The organism is Flavobacterium terrisoli, from assembly GCF_030167905.1.
Lineage (GTDB): Bacteria > Bacteroidota > Bacteroidia > Flavobacteriales > Flavobacteriaceae > Flavobacterium > Flavobacterium terrisoli.
Genome location: NZ_JARGNA010000007.1, coordinates 211,274 through 228,741 on the forward strand (window position 1 = coordinate 211,274; position 17,468 = coordinate 228,741).

The 17,468-nt window shown below is 38.5% G+C and carries 18 protein-coding genes and 1 pseudogene; 13 read left to right on the top strand and 6 right to left on the bottom strand.

The features are described 5' to 3' along the window. Positions 1 to 10: 10 nt before the first annotated feature. Entirely contained in the window at positions 11 to 2,314 is a 2,304-nt protein-coding gene (locus P1K33_RS11480; protein WP_284653120.1) for a DUF7619 domain-containing protein, read from the bottom strand. A 166-nt stretch (positions 2,315 to 2,480) separates the two neighbouring features. Between P1K33_RS11480 and P1K33_RS11485 the strand changes: the two genes are divergently transcribed. Genes P1K33_RS11485 through P1K33_RS11500 form a run of 4 tightly spaced genes read left to right on the top strand, consistent with a single transcriptional unit; the run spans position 2,481 to position 4,176 of the window. Further along, a complete protein-coding gene (locus P1K33_RS11485) occupies positions 2,481 to 2,816 on the top strand; it encodes an ArsR/SmtB family transcription factor (protein ID WP_284653121.1) in 336 nt (111 codons plus the stop codon). Next, positions 2,800 to 3,258, top strand: coding sequence for an SRPBCC domain-containing protein (locus P1K33_RS11490; protein WP_284653122.1), 459 nt, complete (start codon positions 2,800 to 2,802; stop codon positions 3,256 to 3,258). The genes P1K33_RS11485 and P1K33_RS11490 overlap by 17 nt, the downstream gene beginning before the upstream one ends. A 6-nt stretch (positions 3,259 to 3,264) precedes the next feature. After that, a complete protein-coding gene (locus P1K33_RS11495; RefSeq protein WP_284653123.1) occupies positions 3,265 to 3,714 on the top strand; it encodes an SRPBCC family protein in 450 nt (149 codons plus the stop codon). A gap of 18 nt (positions 3,715 to 3,732) precedes the next feature. Next, positions 3,733 to 4,176, top strand: a complete 444-nt coding sequence (locus P1K33_RS11500; RefSeq protein WP_284653124.1) for an SRPBCC family protein — start codon at positions 3,733 to 3,735, stop codon at positions 4,174 to 4,176. A gap of 60 nt (positions 4,177 to 4,236) precedes the next feature. On the opposite strand, the gene P1K33_RS11505 is transcribed toward P1K33_RS11500, so the two are convergent. Then, positions 4,237 to 5,460, bottom strand: a complete 1,224-nt coding sequence (locus P1K33_RS11505) for an aminotransferase class I/II-fold pyridoxal phosphate-dependent enzyme (RefSeq protein ID WP_284653125.1) — start codon at positions 5,458 to 5,460, stop codon at positions 4,237 to 4,239. A gap of 160 nt (positions 5,461 to 5,620) precedes the next feature. Between P1K33_RS11505 and P1K33_RS11510 the strand changes: the two genes are divergently transcribed. The 3 genes from P1K33_RS11510 (at position 5,621) to P1K33_RS11520 (ending at position 8,074) form a co-directional block, all read left to right on the top strand. Next, complete coding sequence (locus P1K33_RS11510) at positions 5,621 to 6,073, top strand: Lrp/AsnC family transcriptional regulator (RefSeq protein ID WP_372508235.1); 453 nt, start codon at positions 5,621 to 5,623, stop codon at positions 6,071 to 6,073. 109 nt (positions 6,074 to 6,182) lie between these two features. Further along, positions 6,183 to 7,586, top strand: coding sequence for a dihydrolipoyl dehydrogenase (lpdA, locus tag P1K33_RS11515; RefSeq protein WP_284653126.1), 1,404 nt, complete (start codon positions 6,183 to 6,185; stop codon positions 7,584 to 7,586). 20 nt (positions 7,587 to 7,606) lie between these two features. Next, positions 7,607 to 8,074, top strand: a complete 468-nt coding sequence (locus P1K33_RS11520; RefSeq protein WP_284653127.1) for a PEGA domain-containing protein — start codon at positions 7,607 to 7,609, stop codon at positions 8,072 to 8,074. Between the two features lie 36 nt (positions 8,075 to 8,110). On the opposite strand, the gene P1K33_RS11525 is transcribed toward P1K33_RS11520, so the two are convergent. From P1K33_RS11525 to P1K33_RS11540, 4 genes are all read right to left on the bottom strand, one after another. Then, positions 8,111 to 8,533, bottom strand: a complete 423-nt coding sequence (locus P1K33_RS11525; RefSeq protein WP_284653128.1) for an arsenate reductase ArsC — start codon at positions 8,531 to 8,533, stop codon at positions 8,111 to 8,113. A 2-nt stretch (positions 8,534 to 8,535) separates the two neighbouring features. Continuing rightward, a complete protein-coding gene (locus P1K33_RS11530; protein WP_284653129.1) occupies positions 8,536 to 9,147 on the bottom strand; it encodes a class I SAM-dependent methyltransferase in 612 nt (203 codons plus the stop codon). Positions 9,148 to 9,278: 131 nt separating this feature from the next. After that, on the bottom strand, positions 9,279 to 9,740 hold the full coding sequence (locus P1K33_RS11535; RefSeq protein WP_284653130.1) for a DUF6428 family protein: 462 nt from the start codon (positions 9,738 to 9,740) through the stop codon (positions 9,279 to 9,281). Positions 9,741 to 9,789: 49 nt separating this feature from the next. After that, entirely contained in the window at positions 9,790 to 10,113 is a 324-nt protein-coding gene (locus P1K33_RS11540) for an ArsR/SmtB family transcription factor (RefSeq protein WP_284653131.1), read from the bottom strand. Positions 10,114 to 10,272: 159 nt separating this feature from the next. Between P1K33_RS11540 and tpx the strand changes: the two genes are divergently transcribed. The 6 genes and pseudogenes from tpx (at position 10,273) to ribB (ending at position 17,353) form a co-directional block, all read left to right on the top strand. Next, positions 10,273 to 10,770, top strand: coding sequence for a thiol peroxidase (gene tpx, locus P1K33_RS11545; RefSeq protein WP_284653132.1), 498 nt, complete (start codon positions 10,273 to 10,275; stop codon positions 10,768 to 10,770). 8 nt (positions 10,771 to 10,778) lie between these two features. Next, entirely contained in the window at positions 10,779 to 11,153 is a 375-nt protein-coding gene (locus P1K33_RS11550; RefSeq protein WP_284653133.1) for a diacylglycerol kinase, read from the top strand. A 43-nt stretch (positions 11,154 to 11,196) separates the two neighbouring features. Further along, entirely contained in the window at positions 11,197 to 13,671 is a 2,475-nt protein-coding gene (locus P1K33_RS11555) for a DNA translocase FtsK (protein WP_284653134.1), read from the top strand. 1 nt (position 13,672) lies between these two features. After that, positions 13,673 to 14,314: an outer membrane lipoprotein periplasmic chaperone LolA1 gene (gene lolA1, locus P1K33_RS11560; RefSeq protein WP_284653135.1), complete on the top strand. Its 642-nt coding sequence runs from the start codon at positions 13,673 to 13,675 to the stop codon at positions 14,312 to 14,314. A gap of 7 nt (positions 14,315 to 14,321) precedes the next feature. After that, positions 14,322 to 15,728: pseudogene (locus P1K33_RS11565) on the top strand (LptF/LptG family permease); the annotation flags it as partial. A 482-nt stretch (positions 15,729 to 16,210) separates the two neighbouring features. Further along, positions 16,211 to 17,353, top strand: coding sequence for a 3,4-dihydroxy-2-butanone-4-phosphate synthase (gene ribB, locus P1K33_RS11570; RefSeq protein WP_284653136.1), 1,143 nt, complete (start codon positions 16,211 to 16,213; stop codon positions 17,351 to 17,353). Positions 17,354 to 17,468: the final 115 nt, after the last annotated feature.

The window sequence follows — 17,468 nt, forward strand, 5'->3', positions numbered from 1 at the left end:
TTCATGACTTTTATATTTTTATAAATTGATGTGTTGTTTTTCCTTTATCTGTCACTACAGTAATCAAATAACTTCCTTGTAAAAGCGGGCTTACATCAATAGTTTGAGTATTGGTTACAGTCATTAATTTTTGCCCTAAAGTATTATAAACACTAACTTCTTTTACTAAATCAGAATTAGACAAAGTAATATTCAAAAGTCCGGCTGTCGGATTAGGATAAATCGCAAATAGTGACTGATTAAAATCATCGGTTCCCAATGCGGTTACCGTAGTTGAAACCGTATTGGTCACTATCGGAAAATTAAAATCAAAATAAATCTCAGCGGTATTTGAAATGACATTGTTGATGACTACATTATTTTTTGGCTTAACTTTAAAAGAAATAAAACCATGGCTTCCCGGTTCGTCTGTTGAAGAAGGCGGCAAGTTTATACCTTCGTAAAACACTTCCAATTGGTTACCGAGCGTTAATGTGCTTCTGAAAGGATGGCTGCTTGAAATCATTTCCAAAGTATTCCAATTGAGCTTGTTACTCAACATATCCTTAATTACAACATTTTCAGCCGGATAAGTTCCGGTATTTTGAAAACGCACTATATAATGCAAATAATCGCCAACATTGGCAATACTGATTTGCGAACCCTGAACAACGGCTTTGTCATTAGGATCATACGAACCGACAACCGTTTGATTAAAATCAATCTGATTGTTATTAGGTGTTTCATCTGTTTCAGATGGCGCAATTGCAGCATTAAAACTTAATGTGTCGCCTATATTCACTGCCGGTGATTCTTGTGGTGTATTAACATTCAGAGTTATTGTAATTTCTCTTGTTTGAAATGGTGAAAAATTGGCAAAACTCCAAGTTAAAGTATTGGTCGTCTGCGAATCTGTAGCCGGACTGGAAGTGATTAAGTCCAAAACATCATCTTCAAATGTCAAAGTCACCGTTCCGGATTGAACCTGGTTTCCTTTGTTCTTATAAATGATTTTGTACGTGGCATTAAATCCAGGACGGGCAACAGTCAAGGGAAGAATGGCTATTTCCAAATCGGGATGAGTTCCATTGGGAATAATGCAAAAATCAACAGTACTGGTATTATTTGATCCGGTAAAAGCCGTTGTATAATTTGGTGGGTTAGCCGTAAAGTAATTGGCCTGGAACTGAGGAGTAAGTGTTATATTATTATTTTGAGAAACATAAGTAGTAAAATTTCCTGCTGTGTTAACATAAACACTGCCTACAACAGAATTGCCAAATGACACCTGGATTGGTAAATATACCATAGGATCATCACTTGCATCGCAACCGTTTCCGTTTAAATCGAGGCTAATGTTACCCGTTACAGTATTATAGCCTCCACCCGGTGTAAAAGAACAGTAACTGGAAAAAACCACATCAGGAGTATTAATCAAATTGTCTAACCAGTTAGATTCTAAACCATTATCATCAACACACACATATTGCAGCATTGGGTTATTGGCAAAATTAAAATTACAATCCATAGGATCAAAAGGCAACAACATACAATCCTCTGAAAGTCCGTTCTTAAAGTTTAGGTATTCCAAAAGAGGATTATTATATATTAAATAACTCTTATGCCCATAGCCCGTAACCTGTGAAAAGTCTAACGATATGGCGGCAGTATCATGACAATAAAAGTATCCCAATACCGAAGCCGGAAAAGCAAACGATGTAATGGGATTATTGGAAATATCCAATTGGTCAATAACCGGTACATCAGCCAGGTCTAATGAAGCCAACTGGTTATTTTGAAAATAACCTTCGTACAAACCCTGAATCTGAGAAGCATTGATATTGGTCAACAGGTTGTGATCACAGTCTATTCGGTCAATATTCTTAGTCCCTAAATCAAGTGTAGTGAGTTGGTTATAAGAACAAAAAAGCCCATAAAAGTTGGTACCGGGCAAATAGGTATTGTTCAATGTCAAACTGGTCAGTTGGTTATGTGTACATTCCAATGTGGTAATATTTAACATACTTACATCCAAAGCGGTAAGCGAATTATGATTACAGGCTAAAGTCTGCAAATTTGCAAAATTCGAAATCCCTTCCAAGGAAGCAATACTGCTACTGCTCACATCCAATAACACTACCATTAATGCTTCGGCAACTTCTATTTCTCCGTTCTGATTGGTATCCGGATTTACCAGCGCTACCGTATTAACCAACATAGCGCAATTTGAGGTGGTCAATTTAGTTTTAAAATTGGCATCCGGAAAATTGATAACCTGTGCTTGAGAGACCAATCCGAATAAGAAACAAAACCAAAGTGAGTATTTTTTTACCATGCTGCTAACTATTTAGAGTTTATAAAGTTATTAAAATAATTACAAGTATTTGATTACAAAATAAAAATTTAAAGACTTAAACATAAAATAACCGTTAATTAATTTGCGTAACCAAATAGTTACATATATATTTGTAACCGATTAGTTACCTATCAAATCAATCACCATGAGAAGAGATGTATTCCAGGCCATTGCCGATCCAACCCGAAGAACCATACTAAGTTTACTGGCTGCACAGACTCTAACGTTGAATGCGGTTGCCGAAAACTTTGACATCAGCCGGCCGGCCATATCCAAACACATTAAGATTCTTAATGAATGTGGCTTAATTGAAATTACCGATAAAGGACGGGAACGCTATTGCGAAGCCAAACTCGATAAACTCAGTGAAGTTTCGGTTTGGATTGAACAATACAAACAGTTCTGGGAAACCAAACTCGATGATTTAGAAACCTATTTAGAAAAACTTCAAAAAGACAATAACAATGACAGCATCAGTTAACAATACCGCCGACAGGGAGATTATCATTTCTCGTTTGCTCAATGGGCCAATTGAACTGGTTTGGGAAGTCTGGACCAATCCTGATCACATCAAACATTGGTGGGGACCAAGTGGTTTTACCAATACCATTACCAAAATGGAAGTCGTTCCTAATGGTCTATGGAACTTAGTCATGCATGGGCCGGACGGCACCGATTATGACAACGAAAGTGTTTTCACCGAAGTGGTATGGCACAAAAAAATAATGTACCATCACATTTCCGGTCATGAATTTATTGCCGCTATCCAATTTGAAGAAAGAGGCAATCAAACCTTTATCCACTGGCAAATGCTTTTTGAAACCAAAGAAGAGCTCAACCGAATTATGGCCCTTTATGACATTTCAGAAGGCCTCAAACAAAATGTGGACAAACTGGAAGCCTATTTAAAAAATCAAAAATAAACATCTATGGAAAATGATACAGCCGACAGAGAAATAGTGATTTCGCGATTGCTCAATGCACCGATTGAATTGGTTTGGGAAGTCTGGACCAATCCGGAACATATCAAAAACTGGTGGGGACCAACGGGCTTTACCAATACCATTTCCAAAATGGATGTGCAACCCGAAGGAGAATGGAATTTAATCATGTATGGACCCGATGGCACCGATTATAAAAACAAAAGCGTCTTTAAGGAAGTCATCAATTATGAGAAATTGGTTTACGAACATGTTTCGGCACCAAAATTCACTTCTACAATACTTTTTGAGCGCCTCGGGAACCAAACACAACTCCATTGGCAGATGCTTTTCGAAACGAAAGAACAGCTAATACAAGTAGTCAAAGCTTTCAACGCGGCCGAAGGTTTACAACAAAATGTGACCAAACTGGAAGCCTATTTAGCAAAACAATCATAACAACTAAAAGATAAAAAAATGGAGAAAACAGCAAACAGCCTTAGCCTGGTTAAAACCTATAAAGCACCGGTAGAAACCCTATGGAAAGTCATCACCGAAAGAGAGCATCTAAAACAATGGTATTTTGATTTTGCGGAAGACTGGGAACTCAAAGTTGGGCAACAATTTGATTGGTCTGCCGGAGACAATGAGTGCAATCAATGGCTTCATCGTGGCGTTATGTTAGAAATCATCCCGAACAAAAAGCTATCCCACAGTTGGGAATATCCCGGACATTCAGGCACTTCCGTAGTGACTTGGGAATTGCATCCTATAGACAAAAACAACACCGAGCTGCATTTCAGCCACGTATTTACCGTTCCGTTTGATGTGACCGAACCGGCATTCAAAAGAGAAAACTTTGAAATGGGCTGGAACGAAATCCTCAATAATTTACTCGTAAATTATCTTGGCAAACTCTAAAATAAAAAAGCCCGACGGTAGTCTCTTCCCGGCGGGCTTAAACAACTAAATTATAAAAACTTAGAGAACGTTCAGTTCAGTCATGCACTGTTTCATCATCTGATAAGTGCGCTCAATATCATTATCCAACCCGATGGAAAAACGAATCAGGCCATCGGTCAATCCCATTTTAGCTTGCTCTTCCAAAGGAATTTCGCTCGAAGTCGAAGTTCCCGGTGCGCTGAATAATGTTTTATAAAAACCTAAACTCACCGCCAGATAGCCCAGATTTCGGTGTTGCATTAATTCCATCAATTCATTGGCTTTTTCCAAAGTACCAACATCTATCGTCATCATACCACCAAAACCATATTCGGGATTAATCATACCGGCGTACAATTCGTGACTCGGATGACTTGGCAATCCCGGATAAACCACTTTCAGCCCATCCTGCTCAAATTGCTTTGCCAAGTACATCGCATTGTGACTGTGCTGTTTCATACGGATATGAAGCGTACGCAAATTTTTCAGAATACTTGAAGCCCTCAGACTGTCCATTGTTGGTCCCAAAAGCATGCTGGCACCATCGTTTACATTTTTCAAATCATTGATAAAATCCTGCGAGGCACAAACCACACCACCAACGGTATCGCTGCTCCCATTGATAAATTTGGTCAGACTGTGAATGACCACATCGGCGCCTAATTTTGCCGGAGCAACGGATAAGGGTGAAAAAGTATTATCAACCACCAATTTGATATTATTTTCTTTCGCAATAACAGCCAAAGCCTCGATATCGGCCACTTCCAATAACGGATTGCTAACGGTTTCACAATACAACACTTTCGTGTTTGGTGTAATGGCAGCAATAACAGAATCCAATTTGGCAATATCCACAAAACGGGTTTTGATGTTCCATTTGGGCAACATGTTTTTCATAAAGGCATAAGTTCCGCCATAAATCGTGCGGCTGGAAATAATCTCATCTCCTGAAGCACACAATTGAAGCAGTACAGGCGTGATCGAACCCATTCCGGAGGCTGATACGTTGGCACTTTGTGTTCCTTCCATAGCCGCTAAAGCCTGGCCTAAATATAAATTCATAGGCGAAGAATGACGCGAATACAAATAGCAACCTTCTGCATTACCTTCAAAAGTGTCAAACATGGTTTTGGCCGAAAGAAAAGTATAAGTCGAGCTGTCAGAGATGGAAGGATTTACACCTCCGAATTCTCCAAAATACTGCAAATCCTGAATTTTATCGGCAGGATTAAAAGATTCTAGGGTAAGTTGGTCGCAGTTCATTTGGGTATTTGATTTTAATAGCCCAAAACTCTAACCATTTAGATTAATAATCAATACAAATAAATATTTTTAGAATTTAAATCTATTTTTTAAATTAAAAATAGTTTTTAATACTATATTTGAAATCGAATTCCACAATCAATAGATTTTAAAACTGAAAATGGACGCTACAGACAAAAAACTTCTTGCCCTACTCCAACAAGACACCAAAAAAACTACCAAAGAGTTATCCGTAAAACTCAATCTTTCGGTAACGGCTGTTTATGAACGCATTAAGAAATTGGAGCGCGAAGGTATCATCGATAAATATGTAGCACTGCTCAACAGAAATAAAATCAATAAAAGTTTTGTGGTGTTTTGCCACATCAAACTCATCCAGCATACCAAAGAGTTTTTGACCACTTTTGAACATCAGGTTATCAAATTGGATGAGGTCCTGGAATGCTTTCACGTCAGTGGCGATTATGATTACATCCTGAAAATTTGTGTCAAAGACATGGAAGCCTATCGCGAATTCATGGTGACCAAATTGACAACACTGCAACACATCGGCAGTACACACAGCACTTTTATGATTGGAGAGGTTAAAAACACCACGGTTTTTGCGTTATAAAATTCCTTTATCAATTCATATAAAATTGACATTACTATTGAAATTAACATTCCAATTAAATTCGTAGTTTTGTGTCGCAAAAACAAAACACACTAATTTTAACAATATTATGAGTTCATTTGACGTTGTCATCATAGGTTCAGGTCCCGGCGGATATGTTTCAGCTATTCGTTGTGCCCAATTAGGTTTCAAAACCGCAATCATCGAAAAATACAGTACTTTAGGAGGAACTTGCCTGAACGTAGGTTGTATTCCATCCAAAGCTTTATTGGCTTCTTCTCACCATTACGAAGAATTACAGCACTTTGCCGATCACGGTATCGAAGTATCAGGGAAAGTAAAAGTGAATCTGGAAAAAATGATTGAGCGCAAACAAGCAGTTGTGGATCAAACTTCAGGTGGCGTAAAGTTCTTAATGGACAAAAACAAAATCACTGTTTTTGAAGGATTGGGTTCGTTTGAAGATGCAACGCATGTAAAAGTGACCAAAGCTGACGGTTCGTCAGAAGTAATCGAAGGGAAAAATATCGTAATCGCAACCGGTTCAAAACCATCTTCGTTGCCATTCATCAAATTAGACAAAGAAAGAATCATCACTTCTACCGAAGCGTTAAAATTGCCGGAAGTTCCTAAACACTTAATCATTATTGGTGGAGGTGTTATCGGAATCGAATTAGGACAAGTATACTTAAGATTGGGCGCTCAGGTTTCTGTGGTGGAGTTTTTAGACCGAATTATTCCGGGTATGGATGCCGGTTTGTCAAAAGAATTGACCAAAGTCTTGAAAAAACAAGGCATGAAATTCTATACTTCCCACAAAGTAAAAGAAGTAACCCGAAAAGGCAAAAATGTAACCGTTCAGGCAGATGATGCCAAAGGAAATACCGTAACTTTTGAAGGCGATTATTGTTTAGTTGCTGTTGGTCGTCGTCCTTACACAGACGGATTAAATGCCGATAAAGCCGGTGTAAAAGTTACCGAAAGAGGTATGATTGAAGTCAATGACCATTTACAAACGAATATTCCGAATATCTATGCGATTGGTGATGTGGTTCGTGGCGCAATGTTAGCCCACAAAGCAGAAGAAGAAGGAACTTTGGTGGCTGAGATTTTAGCCGGACAAAAACCACATATCGATTACAACTTGATTCCTGGTGTAGTTTACACTTGGCCTGAAGTAGCTGCAGTTGGTAAAACCGAAGAGCAATTAAAAGCGGATGGCGTGGCTTATAAAGCCGGAAGTTTCCCGTTCAGAGCCTTAGGAAGAGCCAGAGCAAGTTCAGACAATGATGGTTTTGTTAAGATTTTAGCAGATGCCAAAACGGATGAAGTATTGGGAATCCACATGATTGGTGCCCGTTGTGCCGATTTGATTGCCGAAGCTGTAACCGCCATGGAATTCAGAGCGTCAGCCGAAGATATTTCAAGAATGTCACATGCACATCCAACCTTTGCGGAAGCGGTAAAAGAAGCAGCATTGGCTGCCACTGACAACAGACCATTACACGTTTAAAAATCAAACTAATTTTATATATGAAAGCCAAAATTATTACACTATCTATTATTTCATGCCTGTTATTATCAAGTTGCGCCACTATCGTTTCCGGCTCCAAACAAACTGTTACCTTCACCAGTAATCCGAGCCAGGCCAATGTTTCAATAAACGGCCTAAATGTTGGAAAAACACCTTTTGAAACCAAACTTAAAAGAAAAACAAAAGAACACAAAATCGTAATTCAATTGGACGGTTATAAGCCCTTTGAAACCACTCTGAAAAGAAAATTCAATGCCTGGTATGTAGGTAATCTTGCTTTTGGAGGATTAATCGGTCTTATTGTTGATCCACTCACCGGTGCCATCTTCAAATTAACACCCGATCAGGTTAATGCTGAATTAGCCAAAGGGATAACGATGAAAGACAACGGAAACGATATCTATATTGGAGTAGCCTTAACAATTGATCCTACCTGGGAGAAAATAGGAACGTTAACTCAAAACTAAACTACAATTGCTATAGTTTCATTATAAAAAACCAACTCAGTCGAGTTGGTTTTTTGTTATAAAGTCTTGGCAATATTCCTTAATCTGTTGTCTGACTTCCCGAAAGGATTCAATCACTTCCGCAGTATTTCCTTTTACTTTTGACGGATCAGGGAAATTGTGATGCAGCTTTACAGCCTGCGTCGGAAAGAAAGGACAGCGCTCTTTAGCATTATCACAAACGGTGATTACATAGTCAAAAGGAATATCAAAATACTCATCGACATTATTGGAAGTATGTTTCGAAATATCTACTCCATCTTCTTTCATAATGGCCACCGCCAAAGCATTTACGCCATGCGTTTCCACTCCGGCTGAATAAACTTTCACCTTATCTGAATCGGCAAAATGAGCTAAATAACCATGCGCCATCTGGCTTCGGCAACTGTTACCGGTACAAAGGACTAAAATGTTCTTCATGTTTATTTTCGTTTAAAAGCGCAAAAAAGGAAATTCTGAGTCGTACCAAAAGGCGTTTCATGGTCTTCGGTAAAACAACCTTTCAGGATAAAATCCCTTTCAAAAAGCAATCTCAATCGTTCCTCATTGTATTGTTTGATATCCAATCCGCTGCATTTTGTCGGTCCGTTTTCAGAGAAAGTACCAATAAAAAACCTTCCGTTATCCTCCAGGGCATGGTCTACAATTTCTACGTAATGATCGACCTGAGTGGCATTGGTAAAAAAATGAAAACACGCCCTGTCATGCCAAAAATCATACTTTTCAGTAGGATGAAAATGTAAAATATCGGAAACGATAAAAGTGACATTTGAAGCTTTCTCCCCTAACCTGTTTTTGATTCTTTCAATCGCTTTGGATGAAATATCCAAAAGCGTCAGATTGGTATAACCCAGATCCAGCAAAGCATCCATCAGATAACTGTCGCCTCCTCCAATATCAATGATTTTAGCGTCCAATGGCAGTTGCAATGCCATGATAAAGTCGACAGAAGTTTGCGGATATTGTTGATACCAACTCACTTCTTTTTCGGTTTTCGTGGAAAAAACATTTTCCCAGTGTGATTTTCTATCCATAAGCTTAAACTAATAACCAGAGTAAATTAATAATAGTAAACCGTATATCAAACCCGCAAGCAATATTCAGCACTAAAACTGCCGAAGTTATCACTATTGGTTTTTTATATTTTATGATTTTTTCTTTCATCTTAGCAACAAGCTGAATCGGCAGTACAACAAGATGTCTCGCCTATTTTCGTTTTAGTTTTTTCTGCCGGAATGCCACAATTGCTTTTGGCCAGGCAATCGGTTTGTTTTGAAGTCAGCAAAAAATTAGTTCCGTCAAAATCAAGGTTAAACTTTCCAATCGTGTGCGGCATTTGGTATTCGACTTCAATCTCTAAATCGGGCATCTGCAATACTTTTTCCGAAAGTTCGATAATATGCACCAATTTCTCCGGATGCAGACGATGGTCATAATCATTGGCTTCCCACAATTGGAAATTGGCGACTTCTTCATGGCGGATTGTGCCGCCGCAATCGATAAAATGTTTGGTCACCTTACCTACTTCGGTCACGTGGAAATGATTAGGAACCAAATCACCGTTTGGCAATTGAAAAGCTATCGTTGACAAGCTTTTTAATTCGTTTTTAATTTCTGATAGTTTCATAATATTTAGATTATTAGAATGTTAGACATTTTAGAGTATTAGATTTCGTTTAACAACACTTATTGTTAATCTGGGTTGAAATCCCCGAAAAATAACTTTGCAGTTTGACCATGATTTCCGGATTGAGGCAATAACAAATCGCTGTTCCTTCTATGCTTCCTTTGATGATTCCTGCATTTTTCAGTTCTTTCAAATGTTGTGATACTGTTGGTTGTGCCAATGGCAATTCGTTGACAATATCACCACAGATACATTCATTTACCTTAAGCAAATACTCGATAATGGCAATTCTGGCAGGATGTGACAGGGCTTTGAATAAGCTGGCCATTTCGTTGTGTGCTGCAGAAAATGATTCTGATTTTGAGGCGCCCATAATGTTTAATATATTATTATATTGCAATATTACGATAAAACAATAATACAAACCAAATATTTTCTAAATTAATTTCATATAACGGTTAAAATTCAAATTCATGCCAACAGATGTCTTAAATATTTTCACTATTTTTGGCTTTCAAAAAAAATAACATTTATGGCATCAGTTCTATTGAGCGGAAATCCAGTAAACACTAATGGTGAATTGCCAAAAGTGGGCACCAAAGCTCCCGATTTTAAATTAACAACAACCAATTTATCCATCGTAAATTTGAGCGATTTTGCAGGAATGAAATTAGTCCTGAACATCTTCCCAAGCATTGATACACCAACTTGCGCCACCTCTGTCAGAAAATTTAATGCTGATGCGAGCAAGTTGTCCAACACCAAAGTATTCTGTATTTCCAGGGATTTACCGTTTGCCCAAAGACGTTTTTGTGGTGCCGAAGGTCTGGAAAACGTAATCAATCTTTCTGATTTCAATACCGGAAATTTCGGTAAAGACTACGGACTTGAATTTGTCGAAGGTCCTTTCATTGGCTTACACTCGAGAGCCGTAATTGTTATTGATGAAAATGGGGTTATAAAATATACGGAACAAGTTCCAAATACGTCTAACGAACCTAACTACGAAGCGGCGTTGGCTGCATTATAATATAGCTTATGGAATTCAAAAAAGACAATGCCTTTCTCACCGGCAGAATAAAAAGTGTTGGTTATGCCGTAAAAGGCGCTTTCAAATTAATCACTACCGAACACAGTGTTATGGTGCAATTTTCCTTGGCCATCATCATGATTGTCGCCGGGTTTTATTTCAACATTGACCGCTATGAATGGATGATGCAGATATTGGCTTTTGGTTTAGTTTTGGGCATCGAAAGCATGAATACCGGCATAGAAAAAATAGCCGATTTTGTGCATCCCGAGTTTCACGACCGAATTGGCTTTATCAAAGATATTGCCGCCGGTGGTGTATTGTTTGCCGCTGTAGCTGCAATTGCTATCGGTTTGCTCATTTATGTTCCAAAATTTTTATAAATAGTCGATTAAATTTCTATTTTTATAGCGTTATACATAACCAATGGCAAAAACAGTAAAAAAAGAAACTAAAGAAAAGGATAAAGATCCCAATCTGGAACTCAAAATACTAAAGACTAAAAAACAATACCGAATGCTGTTTGGCTTCATACTGGTGTTGATGTCTATTGCCTTTTTGGTTTCCTTTATTTCCTTTTTTGTCTCTGAACAAAGCGTTGGTTTTGGCCAGGCCGACCAAAGTGCGGTTGATGCGCTCACCGACAGAAATGAAGAAGTTCAAAACTGGTTGGGTAAATTTGGCGCTTACTTAGCCGATTTATTTATCTACCGCGGTTTTGGTATTGCTTCTTTCCTGTTTGTCAAACTGTTCTTTTTGAGCGGTGCTTTCCTGGTTTTGGATTTGCCTGTAAAAAAATTAAAAAACACCTGGTTTTGGGATTTGTTTGCCTTAATCATTTTGTCTATCCTATTTGGCTTCTTTACCGCCATTCCTGAATTAGGCGGAACCATTGGTTTCGAAATGAATCTGTTCCTTCAGGATTATATCGGTAAAACCGGAACAGCTTTGGTATTGGTATTATCAATCATTGTTTACCTGATCTTCAAAATAAAAATCTCTCCAGATGCCATCAAGTCTTTCTTCGAAAAGAAACACAAGGATATCAAGGAAGATTTGAGCAATATGGTTTCCAATGACAAAGGAACCGATTACAATCTGGAAGAATTTGCCGTAAAAGAAGAAGTTGAGGAAGAAGAACAAATTGAAGAGCCAACTTTGGTCACGTCCCAATTTGAAATCAATAAGGAAGCGCTGAAACCAACGATTGAAAATGCTTCTGAAATCAATTTGGAACCCACTATCAAAACCGTTACTCCTGAACCAAAGGCTGAACCAATCAAGCAAATCATTGAAACCAATGATAACGCTTTTGTCATCGAACAAGCTCCGGATGAGGATGTTATGGAAGAAAATTTAGCTTCAAAACTCGTAGCTGATTTTGGTTTGTTTGACCCAACATTAGAATTATCCAACTATAAATTTCCAACGATTGATTTACTAAAAGAATACGCTTCGGTAGGTATTACCATCAACCAGGAAGAGCTGGAAGAAAATAAAAACCGTATTGTAGAAACACTAAAAAACTACAAAATCGACATCGCCCAAATCAAAGCGACCGTTGGACCATCGGTGACTTTATATGAAATCGTACCCGAAGCCGGAATCCGTATCTCGAAAATCAAAAGTTTGGAAGACGATATCGCTTTATCGCTTTCAGCACTTGGGATTCGTATCATCGCTCCTATTCCCGGAAAAGGAACAATCGGTATTGAGGTTCCAAATAAGAACCCAACTATGGTACCAATGAAGAGTGTGATTTCTTCTGCAAAATTCCAGGAAGCCGAAATGGAATTACCGATTGCTTTAGGAAAAACCATTTCGAATGAAACCTTTGTGGTCGATTTGGCTAAAATGCCTCACCTTTTGATGGCCGGTGCCACCGGACAGGGAAAATCGGTTGGATTGAACGCGGTACTGACTTCGTTGCTCTACAAAAAACATCCGGCTGAAGTAAAGTTTGTTTTGGTTGACCCGAAAAAAGTGGAACTTACGCTTTTCAATAAAATAGAACGCCATTATCTGGCCAAATTACCGGATGTAGAAGATGCCATCATCACCGATAACAATAAAGTAATCAATACGCTGAATTCGCTTTGTCTGGAAATGGACAATCGTTATTCATTGCTAAAAGACGCGATGGTGCGTAACATCAAGGAATACAACGAAAAATTCAAAGGACGCAAACTGAACCCGGAGAACGGTCACCGTTTCCTGCCTTATATCGTTTTGGTAGTCGATGAGTTTGCCGATTTGATTATGACCGCCGGTAAAGAAGTGGAAACCCCGATTGCCCGTTTGGCACAATTGGCCCGTGCGATTGGAATCCATTTGATTATTGCCACACAAAGACCATCGGTAAATGTGATTACCGGTATCATCAAAGCCAACTTCCCGGCGCGTATCGCGTTTAGGGTAACGTCTAAAATTGACTCAAGAACAATCCTGGACACGCAAGGTGCTGATCAGTTAATCGGTCGTGGAGATTTACTGTATTCCAACGGTAATGATTTGGTTCGTGTACAGTGTGCATTTGTCGATACGCCTGAAGTAGAAAAAATTGTAGATTATATAGGTTCTCAAAAAGCATATGCCAGTGCATATCTTTTGCCTGAGTATGTGGGCGAAGAAGGAAGCGGCGTGAATCTGGAGTTTGACATTTCCGAAAGAGACAGTATGTTTAGAGAAGCAGCGGAAATAATTGTGACCGCCCAACAGGGTTCGGCATCATTATTGCAAAGAAAATTGAAACTGGGTTACAACCGTGCCGGAAGGCTGATTGATCAGCTGGAAGCCGCAGGAATCGTAGGTCCGTTTGAAGGAAGTAAGGCGCGTAGTGTGAACATTCCCGACTTGACTTCTTTAGACCAATTTTTTAGTAATGAACAAAATAACAATTAAAATGAACAAAGTACTATCTATTGCATTACTCCTATTCTTGAGTTTTACTATAAATGCACAAGATAAAAAAGCCAAAGACTTGTTAGATCAGGTTACCGCTAAGGTAAAAACCTATAACAATATTTCCATCGAATTCAAATACACCCTTAATAACAGCAAAGAAAACATTAACAAGGAAAGCAAAGGCAATCTTTTGCTGGAAGGCAATAAATATGTGTTGAATTTTTTAGGGGTAACCAAAATATACGATGGCAAAAAAAGCTATACGATTGTTCCTGAAGATGAAGAAGTAACGATTTCGAGTGTCAATGAGAAAGATGAAAATGCCATTACACCATCCAAAATGCTTACTTTTTTCAACAGCGGTTATAAATACTACTGGGACATTCTGCAAGACGTAAAAGGCCGTAAAATTCAGTATATCAAATTGGTCCCAACCAATCCGAAAGACCAACGTAAAGAAGTGTTATTGGGCATTGATTCCCAAACCAAGAACATCAACAATGTGATAGAAATGGGAAAAAATGGTACCAGAACCACTTTGACTGTTAATTCTTTTAAAACCAATCAACCTTTATCAAAAAATCAGTTTACCTTTGCAGCAAGTAAATATCCAAATTACTACATCAACAAAATAGATTAAGCTCGAGGTGAAAATACTTGACAGGTACTTATTAAAATCCTTCCTGATTACATTTACTACGGTATTTGTAATCTTGTTTTTTATATTCGTTTTGCAGGTCGTTTGGCTTTTCATTTCTGAATTGGCCGGAAAGGACTTAGACGTCTTTATGATTCTAAAGTTCCTGCTTTTCAAAATGCCGAGTATCATTCCATTGGTTTTACCACTTTCGGTCTTATTGGCTTCCATCATGACTTTTGGCAGCCTGGCCGAGAATTATGAGTTTGCCGCCATGAAATCTTCGGGGATTTCTTTGCAAAGAGCCATGCGAAGCCTCACGGTTTTTATTCTTCTCCTGAGTATTATCGCTTTTTTCTTTGCCAATAATGTCATTCCGTTTGCCGAATATAAGTTCATCAACTTCCGCCGAAACATTGCCCAGGTAAAACCGGCGATGGCAATAGCCGAAGGACAATTCAGCGATGTTGGCGCCTATAACATCAAGGTGGAAAAAAAATCGGGGGAAAATGGTAAATACCTTAGCCAAATTACCATTCATAAAAAATCATTCTTAGGTTCGGGAAGCAATACGGTAATCAAAGCCAAAAAAGGAGAATTGGTCAGTAGTGAAGATTCCAATACGTTGAAGTTAATCCTCAAAGACGGTAATTATTACGAAGACATTGTTCCAAAGAAATACGAAGAACGCAATAAGATGCCTTTTGCCAAAAGCGAATTCAAAAGATATGTAATCAATATCGATTTGTCTAAACTAAACAGTTCCAATTTAGACGAAGAAAAAATCACCAATACCAATACGATGCTTAACGTTAGCGAGTTGAAGTTTACGCTTGATTCGTTACAGAAAAACTATAAAAAAGACGTCATTTCATTTGCCGAAAACATCAACCAGCGTGCCACTTTGACGGCGGCTGATATGCATAAAGATTCTATCAAACCAACGCTTAATAATAATTTACTGCAAAGCTTCACAGACAGTGACAAGACTCATATCTTAAAAGTAGCGAGCAGCAACGTTGATGGTATCAATTTTTCTTTGGATGCCTCAAAATTTGAAATGGAAGACAAACAGAAAAACATCAACCAACACTGGATTGCGTTGTATGACAAGTTTGTGATTGCCTATGCCTGTTTACTGATGTTCTTTATCGGCGCACCATTGGGAGCGATTATCCGCAAAGGTGGTTTGGGATTGCCAATTGTATTCGCCATCCTTATTTTTATCATCTTCCATTTTATCAATACTTTTGGAAAAAAAGTGGCACAACAAGACGAAATCACACCTTTCCTAGGTTGTTGGATGTCTTCTTTTGTGTTGACGCCATTTGCGATTCTATTGACCAAAAGAGCCACCGATGACAAAGGCTTTAGCCTGAATTTTGATTGGCTGACCAATTTCTTCAACCGTATGTTCCCGGACAAGACAGCGCCGGAACCTGTAATGCAACCCGTTACCCCTGATTTGGCGATTGATGCCGAAGAAGTGCATCAGTATTTGAACACTTTGCCTGGCGATAGCAAACCAGTTGAAAAAACGATTGTAAAAGAAAAAGCAAAACCATCCGATAATAGAACTTTAGAAGTCATAAGCAAGCAATACTACCTGTTCAGCTTAATTGCGTTATTCAGCAATATATTGCTGATTGGGCTTTTTGCTTTTGGCAAACCTGATACATTGGTTTTGATCATTTCAGCACTGGTATTGGGTGCATTATTATTTTTCAGTCTGTTCAAAGCCCAACAATCATTACATGCCTTGTGCCTTCGTGCGCATAAAAATACAGACATTCCTCTTTTTGTAATTTTAACTGCAGGATTTCCTTTTTACTTCCTGTTTTATATTTACAATAGGATTTTTGTCAAACAACTTATTTCAGAATCTAACACTACTGTCTAATGGACACAGCAACTACAACAAAAATACAACTCAATACTATAGAAGAAGCCATTGAAGACATTCGACAAGGTAAAGTCATTATCGTTGTCGATGATGAAGACCGTGAGAATGAAGGCGATTTTTTGGCGGCAGCCGAAAAAGTAACACCAGAGATGGTCAATTTCATGGCGACGCATGGTAGAGGATTAATTTGTGCACCGCTAACTGAGCGTCGTTGCAACGAATTGGAGCTCCATTCTATGGTCAAAAACAACACCGACCATATGGAAACGGCGTTTACCGTTTCGGTGGATTTAAAAGGTCATGGTGTAACCACCGGAATTTCGGCAGCAGACAGAGCCAAAACCATTTTGGCCTTAGTCAATGAAGATACCAAACCACACGATTTAGCGCGTCCGGGACACATTTTCCCTTTGACGGCTAAGCAAGGTGGCGTTTTGAGAAGAACCGGTCATACGGAAGCTGCCATTGATTTTGCCCGTTTGGCCGGATTCAAATCGGCTGGGGTAATTGTCGAAATCATGAATGAAGATGGTTCAATGGCACGTTTACCCGAATTGGTGGAAGTAGCTAAGAAATTTGATTTGAAATTGGTTTCCATAGAAGACTTGGTAGCTTACCGAATGCAACACGACAGTCTGATTGTAAAGAAAGAAGACTTTGACATAGAAACCCGTTTTGGTTCGTTCCGCATGAGGGCTTATCAGCAAACGACTAACAAACAAGTTCACTTGGCTTTGACCAAAGGCAGTTGGAATACCGGAGAACCCATCTTAACACGTATTATATCGACCCAAGCCAATAACGACATCCTGAATAGTTTGACTGATACTATGGATAAAAAGCTAGACGATGTTTTTAACAAAATCATCCAAGAAGGCAAAGGTGCTATTTTATTTGTAAATCCGGAAAAAGATTCTTCCGATTTGTTGAACAGACTGATAGAATTGAAACAATTACAATCAGAAGGTATTTTGAAAGCGCCACAAATAAAAATGGACATCAAAGACTTTGGTATCGGTGCCCAAATACTACACGATATTGATATCGCCAAGATTAAACTCATCTCGAACACTACGCAAACCAAGCGTGTGGGTATGATTGGCTACGGATTGGAGATTACGGAATATGTGCCTTATTGAGATAAAATTAAAAACCGATTAGAAAGCTAATCAGTTTTTTTTTTTGAAGTTTTTTTAAAGAATTTTTATTTCTGATTTATTCAAACTAAAAAAAACTGTCCCGAACAACGGGACA

Excerpts from the sequence above, each read along its gene's own strand:
- P1K33_RS11540 (WP_284653131.1), bottom strand. The coding sequence starts at position 10,113 with ATGGGCGCCTCAAAATCAGAATCATTTTCTGCAGCACACAACGAAATG.
- P1K33_RS11480 (WP_284653120.1), bottom strand. The coding sequence starts at position 2,314 with ATGGTAAAAAAATACTCACTTTGGTTTTGTTTCTTATTCGGATTGGTC.
- P1K33_RS11520 (WP_284653127.1), top strand. The coding sequence starts at position 7,607 with ATGAAAGCCAAAATTATTACACTATCTATTATTTCATGCCTGTTATTA.
- lpdA (WP_284653126.1), top strand. The coding sequence starts at position 6,183 with ATGAGTTCATTTGACGTTGTCATCATAGGTTCAGGTCCCGGCGGATAT.
- P1K33_RS11505 (WP_284653125.1), bottom strand. The coding sequence starts at position 5,460 with ATGAACTGCGACCAACTTACCCTAGAATCTTTTAATCCTGCCGATAAA.
- ribB (WP_284653136.1), top strand. The coding sequence starts at position 16,211 with ATGGACACAGCAACTACAACAAAAATACAACTCAATACTATAGAAGAA.
- P1K33_RS11555 (WP_284653134.1), top strand. The coding sequence starts at position 11,197 with ATGGCAAAAACAGTAAAAAAAGAAACTAAAGAAAAGGATAAAGATCCC.
- P1K33_RS11530 (WP_284653129.1), bottom strand. The coding sequence starts at position 9,147 with ATGGATAGAAAATCACACTGGGAAAATGTTTTTTCCACGAAAACCGAA.
- P1K33_RS11485 (WP_284653121.1), top strand. The coding sequence starts at position 2,481 with ATGAGAAGAGATGTATTCCAGGCCATTGCCGATCCAACCCGAAGAACC.
- P1K33_RS11525 (WP_284653128.1), bottom strand. The coding sequence starts at position 8,533 with ATGAAGAACATTTTAGTCCTTTGTACCGGTAACAGTTGCCGAAGCCAG.
- lolA1 (WP_284653135.1), top strand. The coding sequence starts at position 13,673 with ATGAACAAAGTACTATCTATTGCATTACTCCTATTCTTGAGTTTTACT.
- P1K33_RS11510 (WP_372508235.1), top strand. The coding sequence starts at position 5,621 with ATGGACGCTACAGACAAAAAACTTCTTGCCCTACTCCAACAAGACACC.
- P1K33_RS11535 (WP_284653130.1), bottom strand. The coding sequence starts at position 9,740 with ATGAAACTATCAGAAATTAAAAACGAATTAAAAAGCTTGTCAACGATA.
- P1K33_RS11490 (WP_284653122.1), top strand. The coding sequence starts at position 2,800 with ATGACAGCATCAGTTAACAATACCGCCGACAGGGAGATTATCATTTCT.
- P1K33_RS11550 (WP_284653133.1), top strand. The coding sequence starts at position 10,779 with ATGGAATTCAAAAAAGACAATGCCTTTCTCACCGGCAGAATAAAAAGT.
- tpx (WP_284653132.1), top strand. The coding sequence starts at position 10,273 with ATGGCATCAGTTCTATTGAGCGGAAATCCAGTAAACACTAATGGTGAA.
- P1K33_RS11495 (WP_284653123.1), top strand. The coding sequence starts at position 3,265 with ATGGAAAATGATACAGCCGACAGAGAAATAGTGATTTCGCGATTGCTC.
- P1K33_RS11500 (WP_284653124.1), top strand. The coding sequence starts at position 3,733 with ATGGAGAAAACAGCAAACAGCCTTAGCCTGGTTAAAACCTATAAAGCA.